General features: G+C 69.4%; 13 protein-coding genes and 1 pseudogene. 11 read left to right on the top strand and 3 right to left on the bottom strand.

Translation table 11 applies throughout. The features are described from left to right. Window positions 1-442: 442 nt before the first annotated feature. Together ABD317_RS03095 and ABD317_RS03090 are read left to right on the top strand one after the other, a co-directional pair. A complete protein-coding gene (locus tag ABD317_RS03095) occupies window positions 443-1252 on the top strand; it encodes a helix-turn-helix domain-containing protein (RefSeq protein ID WP_344287590.1) in 810 nt (269 codons plus the stop codon). After that, window positions 1245-1466 carry a DUF397 domain-containing protein gene (locus ABD317_RS03090; protein ID WP_344287561.1) on the top strand — a complete coding sequence of 74 codons (222 nt, stop codon included), beginning with the start codon at window positions 1245-1247 and terminating at the stop codon, window positions 1464-1466. Before ABD317_RS03095 ends, ABD317_RS03090 begins: the two co-directional genes overlap by 8 nt. A gap of 202 nt (window positions 1467-1668) precedes the next feature. Here ABD317_RS03090 and ABD317_RS03085 read toward each other — a convergent pair whose 3' ends face one another. Beyond that, window positions 1669-2169, bottom strand: coding sequence for a hypothetical protein (locus ABD317_RS03085; protein ID WP_344287559.1), 501 nt, complete (start codon window positions 2167-2169; stop codon window positions 1669-1671). A 161-nt stretch (window positions 2170-2330) separates the two neighbouring features. Here ABD317_RS03085 and ABD317_RS03080 point away from each other — a divergent pair, with 161 nt between their 5' ends. The 6 genes from ABD317_RS03080 to ABD317_RS03055 all read left to right on the top strand — a co-directional run bounded on the left by ABD317_RS03080 (window position 2331) and on the right by ABD317_RS03055 (window position 9967). Next, window positions 2331-2594 carry a hypothetical protein gene (locus ABD317_RS03080; protein ID WP_344287557.1) on the top strand — a complete coding sequence of 88 codons (264 nt, stop codon included), beginning with the start codon at window positions 2331-2333 and terminating at the stop codon, window positions 2592-2594. Continuing rightward, on the top strand, window positions 2591-2977 hold the full coding sequence (locus ABD317_RS03075; protein ID WP_344287555.1) for a PIN domain-containing protein: 387 nt from the start codon (window positions 2591-2593) through the stop codon (window positions 2975-2977). Before ABD317_RS03080 ends, ABD317_RS03075 begins: the two co-directional genes overlap by 4 nt. 191 nt (window positions 2978-3168) lie before the next feature. Further along, window positions 3169-4392 (top strand): GmrSD restriction endonuclease domain-containing protein, encoded by a 1224-nt coding sequence (locus tag ABD317_RS03070; protein WP_344287553.1) that lies wholly within the window; start codon window positions 3169-3171, stop codon window positions 4390-4392. Then, window positions 4385-5509, top strand: coding sequence for an AAA family ATPase (locus tag ABD317_RS03065; RefSeq protein WP_344287551.1), 1125 nt, complete (start codon window positions 4385-4387; stop codon window positions 5507-5509). The genes ABD317_RS03070 and ABD317_RS03065 overlap by 8 nt, the downstream gene beginning before the upstream one ends. A gap of 61 nt (window positions 5510-5570) precedes the next feature. After that, complete coding sequence (locus ABD317_RS03060) at window positions 5571-6509, top strand: hypothetical protein (RefSeq protein ID WP_344287549.1); 939 nt, start codon at window positions 5571-5573, stop codon at window positions 6507-6509. Window positions 6510-6658: 149 nt separating this feature from the next. Beyond that, window positions 6659-9967, top strand: coding sequence for a type ISP restriction/modification enzyme (locus ABD317_RS03055; RefSeq protein ID WP_344287547.1), 3309 nt, complete (start codon window positions 6659-6661; stop codon window positions 9965-9967). 20 nt (window positions 9968-9987) lie between these two features. Here ABD317_RS03055 and ABD317_RS03050 read toward each other — a convergent pair whose 3' ends face one another. Together ABD317_RS03050 and ABD317_RS03045 are read right to left on the bottom strand one after the other, a co-directional pair. After that, window positions 9988-10383 carry a hypothetical protein gene (locus tag ABD317_RS03050; RefSeq protein WP_344287545.1) on the bottom strand — a complete coding sequence of 132 codons (396 nt, stop codon included), beginning with the start codon at window positions 10381-10383 and terminating at the stop codon, window positions 9988-9990. Between the two features lie 48 nt (window positions 10384-10431). Next, a pseudogene (locus ABD317_RS03045) lies at window positions 10432-12637 on the bottom strand (UvrD-helicase domain-containing protein). A gap of 200 nt (window positions 12638-12837) precedes the next feature. Between ABD317_RS03045 and drmA the strand changes: the two are divergent. From drmA to drmC, 3 genes are read left to right on the top strand one after another with little or no spacing between them, the layout of a single operon-like run. After that, the gene (gene drmA, locus ABD317_RS03040; protein WP_344287541.1) at window positions 12838-16725 is read left to right on the top strand and encodes a DISARM system helicase DrmA; all 3888 of its coding nucleotides are present in this window, start codon (window positions 12838-12840) and stop codon (window positions 16723-16725) included. Next, complete coding sequence (drmB, locus tag ABD317_RS03035) at window positions 16722-18623, top strand: DrmB family protein (protein ID WP_344287539.1); 1902 nt, start codon at window positions 16722-16724, stop codon at window positions 18621-18623. Before drmA ends, drmB begins: the two co-directional genes overlap by 4 nt. Beyond that, complete coding sequence (drmC, locus tag ABD317_RS03030; RefSeq protein WP_344287537.1) at window positions 18620-19390, top strand: DISARM system phospholipase D-like protein DrmC; 771 nt, start codon at window positions 18620-18622, stop codon at window positions 19388-19390. The genes drmB and drmC overlap by 4 nt, the downstream gene beginning before the upstream one ends. Window positions 19391-19455 lie beyond the last annotated feature (65 nt).

The raw sequence follows: 19455 nt of genomic DNA, 5'->3' as shown, positions 1-19455 counted from the left end.
CGACCGCACAGCTGTTCCGCAGCGTCGCGGCTCAGCTCCAGACTGGCGGCCCGGTCGGGGGTTCCCGAGGGGGAACGAACAGCCGCTCGCCGTTGTCGGCGGCGTAGGGCTGGGTCCTGGCGTCGGGCAGGAGCCTGGCCGGGGTGCGGGATGCGTGACCTCCACCGCCTCGCAGACCGTCGTTCTCCGGCGCTTGCGGGTGCGTTGCCTGCATGTGCTGCTTGATGAGCACGCGCGTCCGTCTCCTAGGAGCCGTTGCGCAGCGCGATGGCGTTGCGCAGTTGCACAGCGAGTCGCAGGCATTCCCTGCACCGGTCGTCCGCACTCATGAATTCGCCCATTCTGTCGAACATCGCTTTCTGTGCCCACAGCGTGACCCATCGCGACTAGCCTGTGGTAGAGGCGGCTGGCTGACGTGCCGCGCTTCAAGTGGGGAGGCACCATGCGAACCCTTAAAGGTCCGCGGAAGAAGTACGGCGAGGAGCTGAAGCTCCGGCGGCTGTCCCGGAAGATGACACAGGAGGCGCTGGCCGAGGTGGTGGTGTGTTCCCCCACCCTGATCAGCCACTTCGAAGCGGGGCGGCGGCTGCCGAGCCCTGATGACGCGAAGCGGATCGACCAGGCTCTCGGCACGGACGGGTTCTTCTCGCGCTGGCTCGTCGACCTTGAGAGCCAGTACCCGGATCACTTCGTGGAAGCTGCGGAGTTGGAGCAACTGGCCGTGCTGATCCGGGAGTTTGCCGTGTCGGCGGTTCCCGGACTGCTCCAGACACCGGACTACGCCCGAGCGGTCTTCCGAGCCGTGCGGCCGAATCATACGGCGGAAGAACTTGACAAGCGGGTCGTCAGCCGAAGGGAGCGTGCCCGGATTCTGGACGATTCGTCGTCTCCGGTTCTCTGGGCGATCCTCGACGAAGCGGTCATCCGGCGTCCCGTCGGTGGCCCTGCCGTCATGGCCGAGCAGGTGGATCACATCGCGGCCCTGGCCGAGGCCGGGCGCATCCGGCTGCACGTGATCCCCTTCGCTACCGGGGCACACGCGTTGATGGAGGGCATGGTGAGCCTTATGTCGTTCGACGACATGGCGCCGGTGGCTTACGTTGAGGGAGTGACCACGGGGCAGTTGCTCGACGATCCGGCGCGGGTCGCAGAGTGTGAAACGTATTACAATCTCGCGTTGGGCGACGCACTGCCTCACCTTGAGTCCATCGCTCTCCTACGGGCGGCAGCGGAGGAATACCGGAATGCCTGATCACGTCATCGCCATGGCGTCGACCCTGACGTCGTGGCGCAAGTCCAGCTACAGCGGAGGCAGCGGCGGGAGCTGCATAGAGGTGGCTGACGGCCATCCCGCTGTCCCCGTGCGCGACTCCAAGGACCCTCACGGCCCCGCCCTCGTCTTCACCGGCGACGCCTGGCAGTCGTTCGTGACCGCCGTCAGGGGTGGCGAGTTCCCGGCCACCTGACCAACCGCCAACCCGCAACCCTGCGAGCCGGCCCGGGGCCCGTGGTGACACGCCACCGGCCGGGGGGCCGGGCCGTGCGCGTTCGCAGCCAGGGGTGGTCGACGTCCAGGATCCGCCTGCCCGGCCGGTCGGCAGGGGCAGGGCAGGGAGAACTCCGCGCCGCCCCTCAAACCAGACCGGCCAGCCCGACCAACCCTCCTGCTCACCTCCGGACGGCGGGCCACCGATAGTCGTCGACCACCTCGGCATACGGCTTCAGCCATGGCCCGAGTTCGTTCCGCAGCATGTCGGCGTCGGCGGGCGGCAGCGGCAGCGACGCGCGGCGCAGCCGGACGCTCCAGGACTTCGGGTCGGGAAAGACCTCCAGCCGGTGCACGTGGTCGCGGAGAACGAGACCCTCGCGAAAGGCGGTCAGGCCGTGCACCGTCAGCGTGCAGCCCTCGGTGAAGGCTCGCTCGCCGAAGCGCACCGGTTCGGGGAGGGTGCGCACCGGTGCGGCTACCGTGGCGTGTCCGAAGATCCGGCCGAGGTCACGGGTCGGGTTGGCGAAGCAGCCGCGGGTGGAGTAGAGCAGCACCTCGTCGCCTTCGGCGATCGCGTGGGCGGCTTTGGCGCGTCCGGTCGGGAACGCCATCCGCTGCTGGGTGACGACCCAGCTCAGGGCCTCGCGGTTGCTGATGATGACGAGGTGGGCGGCGGGCATGACAGAACCATAGCCCCCGGCACGGCGGGGGTGGCGGAGCAGATACACGGCCGCAATCCGATGTAGCGCTGAGTCCGCGGCGGAGCCGGGCGGTGGTGCACCGACCACCCGCAGATGCTTTCGGCTGGCACCGTTCGCTCTACCGGCAGTAGAGTAGGCGTATGTCTGCCGACGACACCAGCATCAAGATCTCGAAGGCGACTCGGGAGCGACTGAGCATACTGGCCGAGCAGCGCGGCCGGACGATGCGTGAACTGGTCGAGGAGTTCGCTGCTCAGGCTCTCACCGACGAAGAACTGGCGGCCCGCGAGCAGGCCGCCCGCGCGTACCTGAGCGAGCACATGGGCATCGAGGTCACCGCCGCCGACCTGGCTGCGTCCGCTCGGCTGCGTGCTCAGATCGCCCGCCGGGTGGATGCTGCGTGATCCCCGCACTGCTCGATCACAGCGCCCTCCTTGCGCTTGGCGCTGGTAACCGGGCAATGTCGGCGTTTGTCGTCGATGCCGCGGCCGGCCGGGCGGTTGTCCACGTGCCCGTCCTGTGCCTGACCGCGGCCGAGGCCGAGCGCCGTGGCGTCGCCGCACACATCGGTTCTCTGCCGGGGATCGAGGTGGAGCCGCTGGAACTGTCCGCGTCGATCCCGGTCGGTGCGCTGATCGCCGGGGGTACGGACTGGCGCATTGCGCACGCCGTGCACGCCGCTCGTCCCAGCGTGGTCCATCTTTCGGGCCGTGTGGTGCTGTCGGTGCGCCCGGAGCTGTACGACGGCACCGGCATCAGCCCGATCGATCCCGGCCAGACCGGCTGACTCGCCGGCGTCCGACCCGCGTTCAGCGCCGACCAGCCGGGCATGAGCCCGCGAGCCCGCTACAACGCCGCCGGTCATCCCAGGCCGGGGTCGCTACCGACCGCTGGACGTCTTCGGTGGTACCCGCCGGATGTGCCGCCGCCGACCGCCCCGCGCTGGCCTACCATGCACCTGATGAGGATGACGGAATCATGAGTGACGACGACGCAGAGAGGCAGCCTCCACTTCCCATGCCTGAAGGTCTCTTCGATGTGTCGGAGCCCTCTGCTCAACCGAAGATCAGGGTCGAGCTGGACGACGCCGGTTACAGCACCGACGTCGAGACCGAGGACATCGGCGAGCGGATCGACAACCCTTTCGACCCCGATCTGATCGAGGTCCAGACCCGCAACCCCACGGTCGCTCTTCTCCTCAACAGAATTCGGCGCAACACCATCGACCTCGCCCCGGACTTCCAGCGACGCCCGGGGATCTGGACTCGGCAGGCGCAGAGCCGTCTCATCGAGTCGTTGCTGCTGCGCATCACGCTGCCCACCCTGTACGCCGCCGAGGGCGACGATGACACCTGGGCTGTCGTGGACGGAGTGCAGCGGCTGACCACGATCGCCCGGTTCGTGGCGCCCGAGACAATCGGCGCGGAGCCGTTGCGCCTGACCGGCCTGGAATATCTCACCGAGTACAAGGACTACGCTTTCGGGGACCTTCCCGGCCGTCTCCAGACTCGCATCGAGGAAACGGAATTGGTGGTCCTCCTCATCCGGCGCGGGACCCCGGAAGAGGTCAAGTTCAACATCTTCGCACGCATCAACACCGGCGGTCGGCCCCTCACCCGTCAGGAACTGCGCCACGCCCTCATTCCGGGCCAGGCCCGGGGTTTCCTCGCCGATCTTTCCCGCTCGAAAGCGTTTCAGGAGGCGACCGCACGGAGTGTGTCACCGGAGCGTATGTCGGACAGGGAAATGTGTCTGCGGTTCCTGGCCTTCTCCCTCACCCCTCCGGAGGGGTACAAGGGGCAGGACTTCGACGGCTTCCTGCGCAATGCCATGCACGCGCTCAACGGCCTCGATACACGTGAACTCGGAGGGCTCAGCCACGCCTTTTGGAATGCCATGTATGCCAGCCATGTCGTGTTCGGGCAGCACGCCTTCCGGAAACGGTTCCGCGGTAGCACCCGCCGCAACCCCGTCAACAAAGCCCTCTTCGAGTCGCAGGCGGTCACTCTGTCTCACTACTCGCAGGACCAGATCCGTACCCTTTCCGCACGGCAGGACCAGGTGGCGGAGGGGTTCCTTCGGCTCATGGAGAACACGGACTTCTTCAACGCCGTGTCCGCGGGAACAGGCGACGCCGGCAAAGTGAGACTCCGCTTCCGGATGCTGGACGAAATGTTCCAGGAGGTGCTGAAGGGTGCTTGAGCGCATCGGCATCGCCAACTTCAAAGCGTTCGCCCGCCAGGACATCGACCTGGCGCCCTTCACCCTCCTCACCGGGCTCAACTCATCCGGCAAGAGCACGGTCCTGCAGTCCCTGGCCCTGCTCCGGCAGTCGCACGAGGCCGGATTCCTGGACGAGGCAGACGACTCCGGTGGCTTCCACCTCAACGGTGAGCTCGTTCAGCTCGGCACCGGCCAGGACGTACGCCACGAGTCGTACAAGAAGGGTGATCCCGACATCACGCTGGCGGTCGTCAAGGACGACGTCCGCTACGCCTGGCGGGCCCGGTACGGTCGCGAGGACGACCTTCTCCTCCTCCTCGAAGCCCCGGCGGCCCCCGCCTTTCGCGCCGCCCGCGACCTGCCGGCCCTCTTCGGCCAGGGCTTCCAGTACCTCAAGGCCGACCGTATCGTCCCGGACGTCAGCTACCCCCGCTCCCACGAAGCGGCCGTCCGCCGCAGCTTCCTCGGCGCCCGGGGCGAGCACACGGTCAACTTCCTGCGCGCGCATCAGGACGACACCGTCACCGCCGAGTCGCTGCAGCGACCGAAGGAAGCCTCCACATCGCTCAGCGAGGCAACCGACCACTGGATGCAGCGGCTGTGCCCGGGTGTGAACATCGAGACGGTCGGCATCCAGGGCACCGACAGCGTCCGCCTCAGCTACGGCTTCGGCTCAGGCGTGTCGGCGTCCAACCGCTACCGGCCGACCAACGTCGGCTTCGGTCTCACGTACGCGCTGCCGGTCGTCGTCGCCTGCGTGTCCGCGCGACCCGGTTCGCTGATCCTGCTGGAGAACCCCGAGGCCCACCTCCACCCTCAGGGGCAGACCTGGCTTGCGTACCTCGCCGTCGCCGCCGTATCGGCAGGTGCGCAGGTCATCCTGGAGACGCACTCCGACCACGTACTCAACGGACTGCGCATCGCCGTCAAGGACGCCCGTATCCCGGCCTCCTCGACCGCCGTGCACTTCTTCCGCCGCAACGGGCAGACCGCCGAGGTGATCAGCCCCGCCATGGGAGCGGACGGGATGCTCACCGACTGGCCGAAGGGCTTCTTCGACGAGTGGGAGAACTCCCTGGAACAGCTCCTCGACTGACACGTGAGCTGATCCGGAGCCGGGCTCACCTTGATGATCTGACGACCGCAATGGGGGCGTAGTGCCGCTGCCGCTGTTCCTCAACGAGCTGTCCTGCGCTTCGGAGGCAGGCCCACGACGTGTTGACGAGGCCATGGCATCCTTCGTGGACACGCTCAAGCGCCTCAAATCCTGGCAGAGCCTGTCCTTGACCACACAAAGCCCTTTGCCCAGCGCCGAACTCGCCCGCGGCTACGTCTACCAGCAGTGGGTGAATGCCTCACCGCAGAATCGTGAAAGACACCGTTACCTGCTGGGCCTGCGCAGCCGGCGCTCCCCCTTCGCCCCCGTACTCGAAGAAGCCGGCCATGAACCGCCCGAGATCGAGTATCTGCACGACGGCGTACCCGCGAAGGGCATCGGCGCGGCCCATCTCATGGGCGGCCTTGCCGTCAGCCTCCCCGTGACACCGAAATGGGCGACCTCGTGGCTCGACGTCGACATCCAACGTCTCGGTGAGGATGACATCGAGTACGACAAGGACCGCGTTCGCCACTGCTCCACCCCGGGCGAGGCCGACGAACACGAGTCCTGGGTGCGCAGCACCGGCCTGCACGCTCTCACCAACCCTGCGGCGCTGCTCGCCGCCTGGGACGAGTTCTTTCCCTCCCTGGAACGGCTGCCGCGCTTCGACCGCGATCTGATGCGACTCGATCCGAAGTGGTTCCGGCCCGTTCGCGAGCTGCTCTCGGAACTTCAGGCGACGGCTGCCGACCACTGGGACCTCGACCGTTCCCCCGAACCCGACTGGCAGAACCCGCACACCACCCCCGAATCCCAGAGCCGGCGTCACCTGTGCACGTTCCCCGACCCTGCGTCGGCCGGGCAGTCCCACGTCTTCTCCTGGCACGCACGTATGACACCGGGCAAGGGAAGGCTGTATTTCCGCCTGGTGCCAGAGCGGAAGGTCTTCCGCCTCGCCTACGTGGGCCCGAAGCCGGGAAGTGACCGCGAGTCCTGACGACAGCGGGCCGCCGCCCGGCCACCGTGAGGCGCGGGGGCACTGTCGAGGCCGGTGGGGTGATGCTCCCCCCGTGCTTCGTCGTGCGCCCTGTTGTGACCAACGTCCCAGACCTCAACCTGTCTGGCATCCATGGAGTTGGGGGATATATGCGTGACGGTCTGTATGCCTGGCTGTACGACGCCGTCTCGGAGTTCGGACGCTCGTGCAAGGCGAAGCTCTCCGGCGCGGGCGGGAGCCCGGAGGCGGCCATCCGCGGCCCGCTGGAGGTGCTGCTCAAGGCGGTTGCGGAGCACCACGACCTCGGCGAGCTGACCTGGCACGACGAGGTGCGCCTGCCCGATCTCGGCGTGCGGCCCGACTACGCCTTCCGGAAGTCCGGCGACACGACCGGCTATCTGGAGGTCAAGAAGCCCGGCCTCTCCGTCGATCCGGAGACCTTCACAGGCCGTAACAAGAAGCAGTGGAACCGGCTCCGCGATCTCCCCAATCTGATCTATACGAATGGGGCGGAATGGCGGCTCTTCCGCGACGGGGTGCAGGTGGGCGAGACCGTCCACCTCACCGGCAACCTCCGGAGAGCCGGCGAGCAGCTCGCGCCCGTTGACCCGGCCGCGCTCGACGCGCTGCTGCGGACGTTCGTGGGCTGGGCCCCGCCGGCGATCGCCCACGTCCCCCGCCTCGTCGAGCACATCGCGCCGCTATGCCGCCTGCTGCGGGCCGCCGTGCGCGAGCAACTGGCGGCCGAAGCCCGGTCCACGGCAGACGAGGACGACATGCGCGCCCGTCCGTTCACCGGGCTCAAGAGCGACTGGCGCCGGCTGCTCTTCCCCTCCGCCGACGACGCCACGTTCGCCGACGGCTACGCGCAGACCATCACGTTCTCGCTCCTCCTGGCCCGTACCGAGAACATCCCCCTCACCACGGGGGATCTCCACGAGATCGGGCGGCGGCTGGATGCCGGGCACGCGCTCATGGGCAAGGCCCTGCAACTGCTGACGGACAACGTCAACGAGCGGTTCTCGGTCACCCTGGACCTGCTGACCAGGACCATCAACCGTGTCGACTGGCCCGTCATCCGCCGGGGCAACCGCGACGCGTACATGTACCTGTACGAGCACTTTCTCACCGTCTACGACGCCGAGCTGCGGCAGCGGAGCGGTTCGTACTACACGCCGCGCGACGTGGTGGACGACATGGTCCGCCTCACCGAGGAGGTGCTGCGCAGCCGGCTGGGCAAGGAGCAGGGCTTCGGCGGGGACGACGTACGCATCGTCGACCCGGCCATGGGCACGGGCACTTACCTGCACTCGATCATCGAGCGCGTGGCCGACCAGGCGGCTGCCCGCCAGGGTGAGGCGATGGCGCAGGACGCCATCGCGCGGCTCGCGCGCCGCCTGTTCGGGTTCGAGCTGCAGATGGGCCCGTACACCGTCGCCGAGCTGCGGACGTCTGACCTGCTGAAGCGGTACAAGGCCCCGCTGCCCGATCGCGGCCTCAACCTCTTCGTCACGGACACTCTGGACAACCCCTTCGTGGAGGGAGAGCAACTGGCCTCCACATACGGCATCCTCTCCGACTCCCGCAGGCGCGCGAACATCGTCAAGGGCAAGGTGCCGGTCACCGTGGTGATCGCGAACCCGCCGTACGACGACAAGGCGGAGGACCGCGGGGGATGGGTGGAGAAGCGGCCCCGTGGCAAGGAGGCGCCGCTGCTCGACGCGTTCCGGCTGGCGGGGAACGGCAGGTACGAGCATGTGCTGAAGAACATGTACATCTACTTCTGGCGCTGGGCCACGTGGAAGGTCTTCGACGCCCACGAGGAAGACCGGCACGGGGTCGTTTGCTTCATCACCCCGTCGGGCTTCTCCACCGGGCCCGGTGGACGCGGGATGCGCAGGTACTTACGGCGTACATGCGACGAGGGCTGGGTCATCAACCTGTCTCCCGAGGGCCAGCGGGCGGATGTCGGCACCCGGGTCTTCCCAAAGGTCGCGCAACCGCTGTCCATCTGCATCTTCCTGCGCCGGGCCGACGGGGACCCGCAGCGTCCGGCCCGTATCCACTACCGCTCCGTCCACGGCAGCCGAGAGGAGAAATTTCGCCAGCTCCGCGAGACCCGGCTGGACGACGACGGATGGCGCGACGTGCACGAGGAGAGCACCCGCCCGTTCACACCGGCGTCGCAGTCCGGCTGGGATGACTTCCCGGCCCTGAACGACTTGTTCCCATGGGGCAGCCCAGGGGTGAAGACGAACCGCTCGTGGGTGACGTCTCCGTCGCCTGAGACTCTGCGCCGCCGCTGGGCACGGCTGATCCGTGAGGACGACCCGGCCGTCAAGGCAGAGTTGTTCAAGGAGACCCGTGACCGAGAACTCCCCATGCGGAAGAGTCCGCTCCCTGGTCGCCCGTCCCACCACCTTTCCTTGGCTGAGGAGATCACCGCCGTACCCGAGCTGATACGCGTGGCCCTGCGCAGCCTCGACCGGCAGCGGCTGATAGCCGACAACCGGGTCATCGATTTCGCGCGTCCCGACCTGTGGGAAGCCCGGGTGGAGGGCCAGCTTTTCCTCAATCAACAATCTTCACATCCGATAGCGACTGGCCCTGCGGTGATGGCCACCGCACTTATCCCGGACACCGACCATTTCAACGGGCGAGGAGGGAGAACCATGCCGCTGCTGCACCCCGACGGTTCGCCCAACGTCCCCGCCGGACTGCTCCCGCACCTCACCGGTCGTCTCGGGACGGAAGACCTCACGGTGTCCGACCTGGCCGCCTACACCGTCGCCGTGGCCGGGCACACCCTCTTCACCGAGCAGTTCACGGAAGAGCTTCTCACCCCTGGTGTGCGTGTGCCGCTCACCCGGAACCCGGAGATCTGGCAAAGGGCCGTCGACCTCGGTGCCCAGGTCCTCTGGGCCATGACGTATGGGGAGCGCTTTGCGCACGGGATGGACGTTCCCCGGGCAGGTGTCGTCGAGTTCGGCACAGGTGACCCCCGGCAGGTCGGTTACCTCACCCATATCGGCCCCGACGTTCCAGACACGCTGCGCTACGACACCGGAACGCAGACCCTCCTCGTCGGCCAGGGCGCCTTCGGGCCCGTCCCGCCGGGCGTGTGGACCTTCGACGTCGGCGGCATGCGCGTCGTACGCCATTGGTTCGGCTATCGCAAGTCCTCTCCCCACAGCAAGAAGACGAGTCCGCTCGACGACATCCACGTCGATCACTGGCCGGAGGAATGGACCATCGAGCTGATCGAGCTTCTCTCCGTGCTCCGCCGCCTGGATGATCTGATCCCGGCCCAGCGGGAGTTGCTCGCCGAAGTCCTGGCCGGTCCGGTGGTGACCGAGCACGACCTGAAGAGCGCCAGCGTGCTGCCGGTCCACGACACCGCGCGCAAGGCTCGGCGCCCCCTCGCGGACGGGCTGTTCGGGCATCCTGACGCGGGGTGAGCAGTTGGAGGGCGATCGGTTCAGGCGAGCCAGGCGACCGCTTGATCTAGGGAGAATTCACCCTGCGCCAGTTTCCGCAACGCATACGGAATGCGGTCCCGAGCCGACCCCGAAGCGAGCCCGGCCTCCACGGCGTCGGCGAAGGCTGACACCTCGGCCAGCCGCCTCTCGGCCGCCTCGTGCTCAGCACGGTGGTAGACGGCGGCTCCGAGCGTCGTGATCGAGAGCAGTCCGCCCGCGTCCGAGATCAGCTTCATCCACAGCAGGTCCGGCACATCGGCCGCGACCTGCTGTGGGTCGAGTCCGCGGGCAGCGGCGCCATGAGGTTCACGGCTCGGCACGGGGAGGGTGCTCCGCACCAGCTCGGCCAGGAGCCGGTGCTGCGTGGAGGTCAGGTCGAAGTGGGGGACGGACATGCGCAATGCCTAGCACAGAAGCGCCGTGGCGCCCGCGGATGGCGTGTCTCACGGCGGAATCCCCTCATCGCCCGGCACGGTGCCGGTCTCCGGCACCCGCAGCAGGAACGGGCTCGGGGTGCCGTGGGGAGACCATCAGCGCCTCCCGGGCCCTGGTGCACGCGACGAAGAGAAGGCTGAGTTCGGTCAGCAGGTCCTCCTTGCGTTGCTGCGGATCGACCTCCTCCGGGGTGAGGGCGCTGCGCATGGGCAGCACGCCGTCGTTGACCCCTGCCACGGCCATGCAGCGGAACTCCAGCCCCTTCATGCGGTGCATCGTCGCGACACGCACCCCCTCCTCCCCCCGGCTGTCCGTACCCGGGCCGGGGCCGAGCACCCTGACAGGGATGTCCGCGCGCTTCAGCGCCCGTTCGAGGTCGCGGCCGAGCTGCAGGAAGCGGACGGCGACGCCGATCTCCGCCGGCTCCACGCCCTGTGCGAGCCATGCACCGATCTGGTGGGTGACGGCGGCCAGTTCCTCCGCTTTCGATGTGGTGCGCGACAGCCGGGGCGGCTCGCCGTGCACGTCCGAGCGGTAGCCGGCAAAGGTCTCGGCGCCGCCGTCCATGTCGTCCATGACCTCGCCGGCGAGCAGGCCGACCGCCCAGGTCAGGATCTCGCCCGTGGTGCGGTAGTTGATGCGCAGGCGGGTGGAGCGGCCCGTGACGCCGATGCCGAGGCTGCGCAGCGACACTTTGTTGCCGTAGATGCGCTGGTGCGGGTCGCCGGTGAGGAAGAGGTCGTCGGGCCCGGGCGCGACGAGGGCGCGCAGGAAGCGCCACTGCGCCGGGTGCAGATCCTGGGCCTCGTCGACGATGACGTGGCGGTACGGGCGGGGTGTGTCCGTGGCGTCCAGGGCACGCGCCGCCTCGGCGCAGACCTGCAGGAAAGTCCGCTCGCCCGCGGCCCGCAGCTCCTCGGTGAACGCGCTGACGACCCGCCAGACGTGAGCGCGCTTGAGCGGTCCGAGGGGGGTGCCGCGACCGGCGCGTGCGGCTTTCAGGTAGTCCTCGGCCGAGCTGATGTCCTGGGCGAGTACGACGTGGCGCCACTCCTGGTCCAGAAAGGAGTCAGTGACGTCGAGGTCCAGGCGCCGGGCGATGCGGTCCCAGCGTATGAGGAGGTCCCGCCGGTCGGCCACGATCTTTATCGGGCTGCCGCCGAGCCGCTCGCGCAGGATGTGGTTGGCCAGCGCATCGACGTTGGTGACGTGCACTTTCGCCCGCACGACCGGATCGGGGACCAGGATCTCCAGGCTGCGTTGCAGGTCCGCGGCGAGGTCCCGGGTGTACGTGGTGAGCAGCACGCTGCCGTCGGCGGCGTCCGCCGGCAGCCGCCGGGCCAGGTGCAGCGCCCGGTGGAGAGCGACCACGGTCTTGCCCGTGCCGGGTCCGCCACTGACCCGGGCGGGGCCGGAGAAGGAACGCCGGTAGGCGACGCGGTGCTGACTGGGGTGGAGGAAGACGCGCCAGGCGTCGAAGGGGCGGGAGAGGATGTCGGTCAGCTCGTCGGGGCCGGAGACGAGGGCGATGCGGCCGCGGGAGCGGGACATGGCGGCGGTCAGGTCCTCCGGCGGGGCCGGCCGGCCGCCCCGCTCGGCGGGCAGGGGCTCGCCGGACAGCTGGGCCTGGACGACCTCGCGCCATACTTCCTCCGGGGCCAGCCCGGCGGCGAGTCCTGCCAGCACGTCGTACTGCTGCTCCGGCAGGTACGTGCGCAATCCGTCCAGCTGCGCCTCGTCCGTGAACGCCCTGACGACGGGGAGCACGTTGGCGTCCACCCCCAGCCGGGTCAGGTCGGTGTCGGAGACGTGGGCGAACAGCCGCGGCTTCTCCGGTGCGGCCTCGGCGAGGGTGCGGAAACCGGCCGTGGCGCGCTCCAGGGTGTCGTCGTCCCGCAGTTCGATGCCCTGGGTGGCGCTGTTGAGGGTGGCCCGGCGCCGTACCGCCCAGTCGATGGCGTCGTCGTGCGGCAGGACCTTGAGGAGCAGATAAGCGTCGCCCGATGCGGGCGCGAGGACCACGCCGCGCCAGAACTTGTCGACCCGGATGGTGCGGATACGGTCGTCCCGGGCTCCCGTCAGCTTCTCCAGATGGAGCCCGGCGTGGTGGTGCTGCCGGAACTTGTCGAACACCTCGGTCACCCGCCTCTGGACGGGCCTCTCCAGCGCCGCGAACTCCATCAGGAAGTCCCTGTGCAACCCCAGCGTCGCCATCGGGGTCCTCACTTGTGGTCGAGCCGATGTGAAGTGCGATGCTACCGAGGGCAAGTCGCCGGCGGTGCATCTCCCGGAATCATATTGTGAACGCTGTCAACGGATGCAATACTCTCGTCGCAAGACAGCCCCGGGCACGGCCGAGAGCCGGAAGCACCGCCCCGCCCGGGGCGAAGCCATCCCGAGAGGGGCGATCGCCCATGTCACCTCCGCCCACCCCGGCCCCGACCGTGCCGCACCCCCTCGACGACGTGCCCCTGGACCTCCTGCCCGGCACGTCGTACGAGGTGCGCGACGCTCTCGGCCGCTACATCAGCCGGGATCTGCTGGGGCCCTGGGACGGGGAGAACGAGAAGCTTCCGTACCGATCGGCCGGACCGCAGGACCGCTACCTCGTCGGCATGCTGGGCCCGCGCGTCAGTGACGCCCACACCAGCCGGGAGCTGCGCCGAAGCGCCGCCCAGGCGGCGGAGGTCGAGCCGGGCAGCGACGCCGACGGCCGGGAGGCCGAGCCGGCGGACCGGCTCACACCGCAGGCCGCGGGACGCATGTGGGCGTCCTCGATGGGGCTGTCGTTCGTGGTGCCCGCCTCCATCGGGACCCTCACCGTCAGGGCCTCCTGGGGGCGCTACGCGCGGACCGAGGCGGTCAATGACGAGGGCCGGCCGGTCAGCGTGTGGGGCCGGGAGCAGGTGGACCGCGAGTGCGACATCGACGTCACATCCCCCGGCGACCACGGGCGGGCGCTCGACGGTGACGCCTCGCAGGACCCGGACGCTCCCTGCATCCGGCTCGACGTCCAGGTGCGCCGCCGGCAGGTCGGCGCCGACGGCGAGGACCTGCGCGTGCTGGAGGTCGCGCTCGTCAACGCGCTGCCCGAGGCCCGGGAACTGCGCGACGCGAACTGGCTCTTCCAGACCCGGCTGGAGGTCACCGCGTTTCCCGACGAGCGGGCGGCGGTCTTCCTGCCCATCGACGACCCGCTGGGCCCGGGCTCGGGGCCCGCCCCCGACGACCCGGAGGAGCGACGCCTGCGGCTGCTGTACCGCGACAGCCTGCGCCACGCCCTCGGCCGGAACGTGGCCGTCCATGCCCACGTGCGCGCCGGGGAACGACGGGCGCACAAGCTGGAGACCACCTGGCTGCCCGAGTACGACGTGCCCGTCACCACCGCGCCAAGACCGAAGGACCAGAAGCTGCTGGCCGGGCTGGAGCTCGGCATGGACGAGCTGGCGGAGCTCGCGGTCCCGGACCGCAGCGGTGAACTGGCCGCGGCCCTCGCCCCGCTCGCAGACGGCTACCACCAGTGGCTGCAGGAGCAGCGGAACAAAGCCCAGAGCCTCCCCGACGGCCTGCGGAAGACGGCCGAGGAAGCCGTCGAGGAAGCCGAGGAGATCTGCCACCGGATCACGCTGGGCATCGACCACCTGCGTGCGGACCCGACCGCGCTGGAGGCGTTCCGTTTCGCCAACCGGGCGATGGCGCTGCAGCGCCGCAACACCTCGATCGCCGCCCTGCGGGCCGGCCGGGAGGACGACCCGGCCTCGTACGGCGAGGTGCGTGCACAGGTGTACGGCGAGAACGAGGCCGACGACGCGGCCCGCGCCGCCGCGCGGAGGGCCGGGGCCAGCTGGCGGCCGTTCCAGCTTGCGTTCGTGCTCCTCAACGTGGCTTCACTGGCGCAGCCGGGGCACGAGCACCGCGGCACCACCCGTGAGGCCGTGGTGGACCTGCTGTTCTTCCCGACAGGTGGCGGCAAGACCGAGGCGTACCTGGGCCTCGCCGCCCTCACGTTCGCACTGCGCCGCCTGCAGGGGACGGTCGGCACCGGCGCGGACGCCCACAGCGGGGCCGCGGGCGTGGCCGTGCTGATGCGGTACACCCTGCGGCTGCTGACGGCCCAGCAGTTCCAGCGCGCCGCCGCCCTGGTGTGCGCCACCGAGGTGTTGCGTCGGGAGGCCGTGGCATCGGGCGACGAGCGATGGGGCACCACCCCGTTCCGTATCGGCCTGTGGGTGGGCACCTCGGTGTCGCCGAACTGGTTCGGTGAGGCCCGGGAGCAGATCGCCGGGGCGGTGGACTCGGCCGACGACAAACACGCCCGTGTCATCCAGGTGCTCAGCTGCCCCTGGTGCGGTCAAGGGCTGAGCGCGCACCGCAACATGGACGCGGACGAGGGCCGGCGCCGGGTGCTGCTGTACTGCCCGCGCGGGGAGGGCGAGGACCGCTGCCCCTTCTCCCGACTCGCCGCGCCGGGGGAGGGCATCCCGGTGCTGACGGTTGACGAGGAGATCTACCGGCTCGCTCCGGCCATGCTGATCGCCACCGTCGACAAGCTCGCCCAACTCCCCTGGAACGGCTACGCGGGGCTGCTCTTCGGCCGCGTCACCGAGTGGTGCCCCCGCCACGGCTTCCGGCACCCCGACCTGGACGCCGAAACCGGCTGCGGCAGCCGGCACAACGCGAAGGGCACGCTGCGCGCCGTCCGGTCCCAGCACGTGCCGCGGCTGCGCCCGCCGGACCTCATCATCCAGGACGAGCTGCACCTCATCTCCGGTGCGCTGGGCACGACGGTGGGTCTGTTCGAGGCGGCGGTGGACCAGCTGTGCGGCTGGAGCTTCAGCTCCGCGGACGGCAACCGCCACGAGGTGGGACCCAAGATCGTCGCCTCCACCGCGACCACGAAGCGCGCGGCCGACCAGGTACGCGGCGTCTTCGGCCGCAAGGTAGCCGTCTTCCCGCCGCAGGTGCTGGACGTCGGCGACACGTTCTTCTCCCGCCGGGTCGATCTGAGCAGCGGCCATCCGGGCCGCCGCTATCTGGGAGTGTGCGCCCACGGGACTCGCCTGAAGGCGGCCGAGATCCGTGTCGCCGAGATCATGCTGCTCGCCGGGCAGCAACTCTTCGACACGTACGGCGAGCCGGCCGATCCGTACATGACGCTGGTCGGGTACTTCAACGCCACGCGCGAGCTGGCCGGCATGCGGCGCTATCTGGACGACGACATCACCACCAGGGTGCGGCGGAACGGCTCCCGCAAGGGACACGAGCCCATTGCCGACCGCCTGGTGGGGACCGAGATGCTGAACATCCAGGAACTCACCTCCCGGATCTCCTCCGCCGACATCGGTGCCACCCTCAAGCGCCTGGAGACGGGGTTCGCCCCCGAGTGGCACACCTCGAAGCGGCGGCGGGCGCTGCGGGCGGAATGGGCGGAGGCCTACCGTGACAAGCGCGACCCGCGGGTCGACCCGCCCAGGAGGGCCCAACAGCCCGTGGACGCGGTGCTGGCCACCTCGATGCTGCAGGTCGGCGTCGACGTCTCGCGGTTCGGGCTGATGCTCGTCGTCGGCCAGCCGAAGAACACGGCGGAGTACATCCAGGCGTCGTCCCGCGTCGGCCGCGACGTCCGCCGACCCGGTCTCGTCGTCACCCTCTACAACTGGTCCCGGCCCCGCGACCTCGCCCACTTCGAGGACTTCGAACACTACCACGCCACCTTCTACCGCCAGGTTGAGGCGCTGTCCGTGACCCCGTTCACCCGCCGTGCGCTGGACCGGGGCACCGCTGCCGTCTACGTGGCGGCCTTGCGGCAGGCGGCGTACGAGCACTCCCGCAACACCGACGCCCACACCCTCGACCTGGACGGCGACGTGGCCGCCGAGGTGGAGCGGCGGCTGCTGGAGCGGGCCGAGATCGTCGGCGGCGACCGGGCACGTGGCTACCTCAGCGAGCGCATCGACACCCTGAAGGACCGGTGGGCGGAGCAGCGCGAGGGCGCCAGCGCGCTGCTCGGCTACCGCAAGGAGAAGAAGGACAACATCCTGGTCTCCGGGCTCCTCAACCGGGCTGACGGCGGCAGGTGGGACGAACTGACCGTCCCGATGTCGATGCGCGAGACGGAGAACGAGATCAACCTGCTGTTCGCAGGCGCCGGATCCCTGGTCGACCAGCCGTCGGGCAGCGGCCCGGCCTGGGTCTTCGGCCCGGTCCCCGGGGACGCGGACACCGGCGCCGGATCCGCCGACGCCGCCGTGGACAGCGACGAGCTCGGCCCCGCTCCGGTGGCAGGAAAGGAACGGCGATGACCGGCTTCTACAACCGCCGGGTCGGCTCCGTCCGCCCCAGCCACCTGATGTTCACGGCCGGCATCGGCTCCCTCGTCGACCTGCCCAACTTCTCCGTGCTGATCAAAGGCCTGGAGTTCTGGAACTACCAGGGACTGGCCGGGTACGCCATCGACGAGCCGAGGTTGCGAACCGCCGTCAACCGCTCCCTGCAGCTCTACGGCAACGCGCAGATCACCGAACTCCGCGCCGCGCCCTGGGCCGAGGGCGCGGACAGCCGGCCCAGGGACTGGCCGGCGCAGAACGTGGGAGTGCCCGTCACTCCCTTCCCGCAGTGGCTGCGCTGCACCGCCTGCAACCTCCTCGCGGCCATCGACTCCGACGCCTTCGAGTTCCGCAACAGCAACCCGCATGCGGCGCACGAGGCGAAGTTCGTCCACGAGTGCCGCAGAGGGCGCGCGCGACCGCTCGCCGTCGCGGCCCGCTTCACCCTGGCCTGCACGGCTGGACACCTCGACGAGTTCCCGTACATTTCCTTCGTGCACCGCGGCGGCGACTGCTCCAAGGCGCCGCGGCCTCAGTTGCGGATGCGCGACCACGGCGGTAACCAGGCGGCGAACGTCACCATCGAATGCGTCAGCTGCAAGAAGGAACGGAACATCCGCGACGCCATGGGCGAACGCGGCCTGGTGAATCTGCCGCGCTGCCGGGGACGCCACGCCCACCTGGGCACCTTCGCGGACCAGGGATGCGACCGGGAGGCGACGCTCATGGTTGCGGGAGCTTCTAACCAGTGGTTCCCCGTCACCCTCAGTGCCCTCGCCCTGCCACCGGACCGGTCCGCCGACGCGGCCGAACTGGTGGAGGAGCGCTGGGCCGAGTTGCAGAACGTCACCACACGGGAGCACTACGACCTGGTATCCGCTCTCCCCGGATACGGCTACCTCAAGGAGTACGACGCCCAGGACATCGTCGCCGCCGTCGAGGCCCGGAAAGCCGCCGAGGTCGGCCAGGTCCCCGACGGGCCTGCCGCGCCCGTCGACCTGCTCACTCCTGAGTGGGCCGTGCTTGCCTCGGCCAGTCCGCCGCAGGCCACCACGGACTTCGCCATGCGCGAGGTTGCCGTTCCGCAGGCTCTGGCAGGCCTGTTCTCCCACATCCGCCAGGTCGAGCGGCTCCGGGAGGTGCGCGCCCTTACCGCCTTCACCCGTCTCGACGCGCCCGACCGGGAGACACCCGATATCGCCGACGAGGTGAGGCTGTTCCGCAGTTCTCCGGGCTGGGTGCCGGCGAGCGAAGTGCGGGGCGAGGGAATCTTTCTGCGCGTGCGGCAGGACCTGCTGGCCGACTGGGTGGCGCGCGTCGAGAAGGCCCCGGCGATGGCGGCCCACCGCGACGCCTTCGCCCGCTTCCGCAGGAACCGGAAGTCCGACCGGATCACCGGGGACTTCGAGCCGATGGCCGGCTGGCCCGGCGAGTCGTATCTCGCCCTGCACACCCTCTCGCACGCGCTGATCCGCACCATTGCGCTGGAATGCGGGTACAACTCCGCCAGTCTGGCGGAACGCATCTATGCCGGCACGGACGAGGGGCCGCGCAGCGGCATTCTCATCTACACGGCGGCGCCGGATTCGGAAGGCACTCTGGGCGGGCTGGTCTCCCTCGCCGAGAGCCCGCACTTCGAGCGCATCGTGCGGCGCGCGCTGCGGGACGCGGCGCACTGCTCCTCCGATCCGTTGTGCGCGGAACGACTGCCGAAGAAGCCCGCCGACTATCTGCACGGGGCCGCCTGCCATGTCTGTCTGTTCATCTCGGAAACCACCTGCGAACGCGGCAACCGCTTCCTCGACCGCCGCTTCCTCGTGCCCCTTGGGAGCGACACCGACCGGGTGCTGACACCGACCGATCTGCTCCAGTGAGCCGCCGTCTGTTCGAAGCCGCGGCGGCGGACGCCGCCGCGGTCCTCGGTACCGTTCGCACGATCGATCTCGCCGGACTGCTGGCCCGCCACCGTGGTCTGGAACACGTCCTGCTGGCGCTGCAGGATTCCACTGCCACGGAGACGGTGACGGCGCTGTATGCCGCGGTGGAGCAGGATCGTGTGCCGTACGCCGAGGCCGCCGCCTACCTGCGCGGCTTCGTCGCCGGGGCGTCGCGGAACGCGGGCGAGATAGAGGCCCGCACCTTCTGGAGTGGCCCGGCTACTCCTGCTGTACCCGCCAGGGCTGCGGCCCAGGTGCTGATACAGGTGGTGCGCGAGGCACACGCCGAACTCTTGGCCATGACCTACTCCGCCCGTGCCTATCGACCGCTTGTCGACGCCCTCCGTGACGCTGTGGCCAGAGGGGTCGACATTCATGTCGTTGTCGAGACCTTGGCGGGCGCCCGGGGCCTCCTCAGCGGAGGGGAGCCCGCCGAGGCGTTCACTGCGATCTCCCGTGTGAAGCTGTGGCACTGGCCGATGGACCAGCGCCGTCACCGGCACAGCCTTCAGCACGCGAAACTCGCCGTCGCCGATGGCGCCCTCCTGTGGCTCGGCAGTGCGAACCTGACCGAGTCGGGCGTACGGCGGAACCTGGAGGCAGGGCTCCTCGTCCGCGGCGGATCGGCGCCCCAGCGTGCCGCAGAACACGTTCGAGACCTCCAGCGCAGGGGTGTGCTGCAACGTCTTGATCACCACGGCTGATCACGAGAGTGGCTCACCCATGATGTGGTGCGCCGACCGCACCTCAACTTCCGTTGCACACAGGC

This window comes from Streptomyces synnematoformans (assembly GCF_039531005.1).
GTDB classification, from domain to species: Bacteria; Actinomycetota; Actinomycetes; order Streptomycetales; family Streptomycetaceae; genus Streptomyces; species Streptomyces synnematoformans.
This window is presented reverse-complemented; position numbering and strand designations above follow the sequence as displayed.

What these genes read in the sequence shown, in the direction of transcription:
- drmB (WP_344287539.1), top strand. Translation starts at nt 16,722, where the DNA reads ATGACCGGCTTCTACAACCGCCGGGTCGGCTCCGTCCGCCCCAGCCAC.
- ABD317_RS03080 (WP_344287557.1), top strand. Translation starts at nt 2,331, where the DNA reads ATGTCTGCCGACGACACCAGCATCAAGATCTCGAAGGCGACTCGGGAG.
- ABD317_RS03095 (WP_344287590.1), top strand. Translation starts at nt 443, where the DNA reads ATGCGAACCCTTAAAGGTCCGCGGAAGAAGTACGGCGAGGAGCTGAAG.
- ABD317_RS03090 (WP_344287561.1), top strand. Translation starts at nt 1,245, where the DNA reads ATGCCTGATCACGTCATCGCCATGGCGTCGACCCTGACGTCGTGGCGC.
- ABD317_RS03070 (WP_344287553.1), top strand. Translation starts at nt 3,169, where the DNA reads ATGAGTGACGACGACGCAGAGAGGCAGCCTCCACTTCCCATGCCTGAA.
- drmA (WP_344287541.1), top strand. Translation starts at nt 12,838, where the DNA reads ATGTCACCTCCGCCCACCCCGGCCCCGACCGTGCCGCACCCCCTCGAC.
- ABD317_RS03050 (WP_344287545.1), bottom strand. Translation starts at nt 10,383, where the DNA reads ATGTCCGTCCCCCACTTCGACCTGACCTCCACGCAGCACCGGCTCCTG.
- ABD317_RS03085 (WP_344287559.1), bottom strand. Translation starts at nt 2,169, where the DNA reads ATGCCCGCCGCCCACCTCGTCATCATCAGCAACCGCGAGGCCCTGAGC.
- ABD317_RS03055 (WP_344287547.1), top strand. Translation starts at nt 6,659, where the DNA reads ATGCGTGACGGTCTGTATGCCTGGCTGTACGACGCCGTCTCGGAGTTC.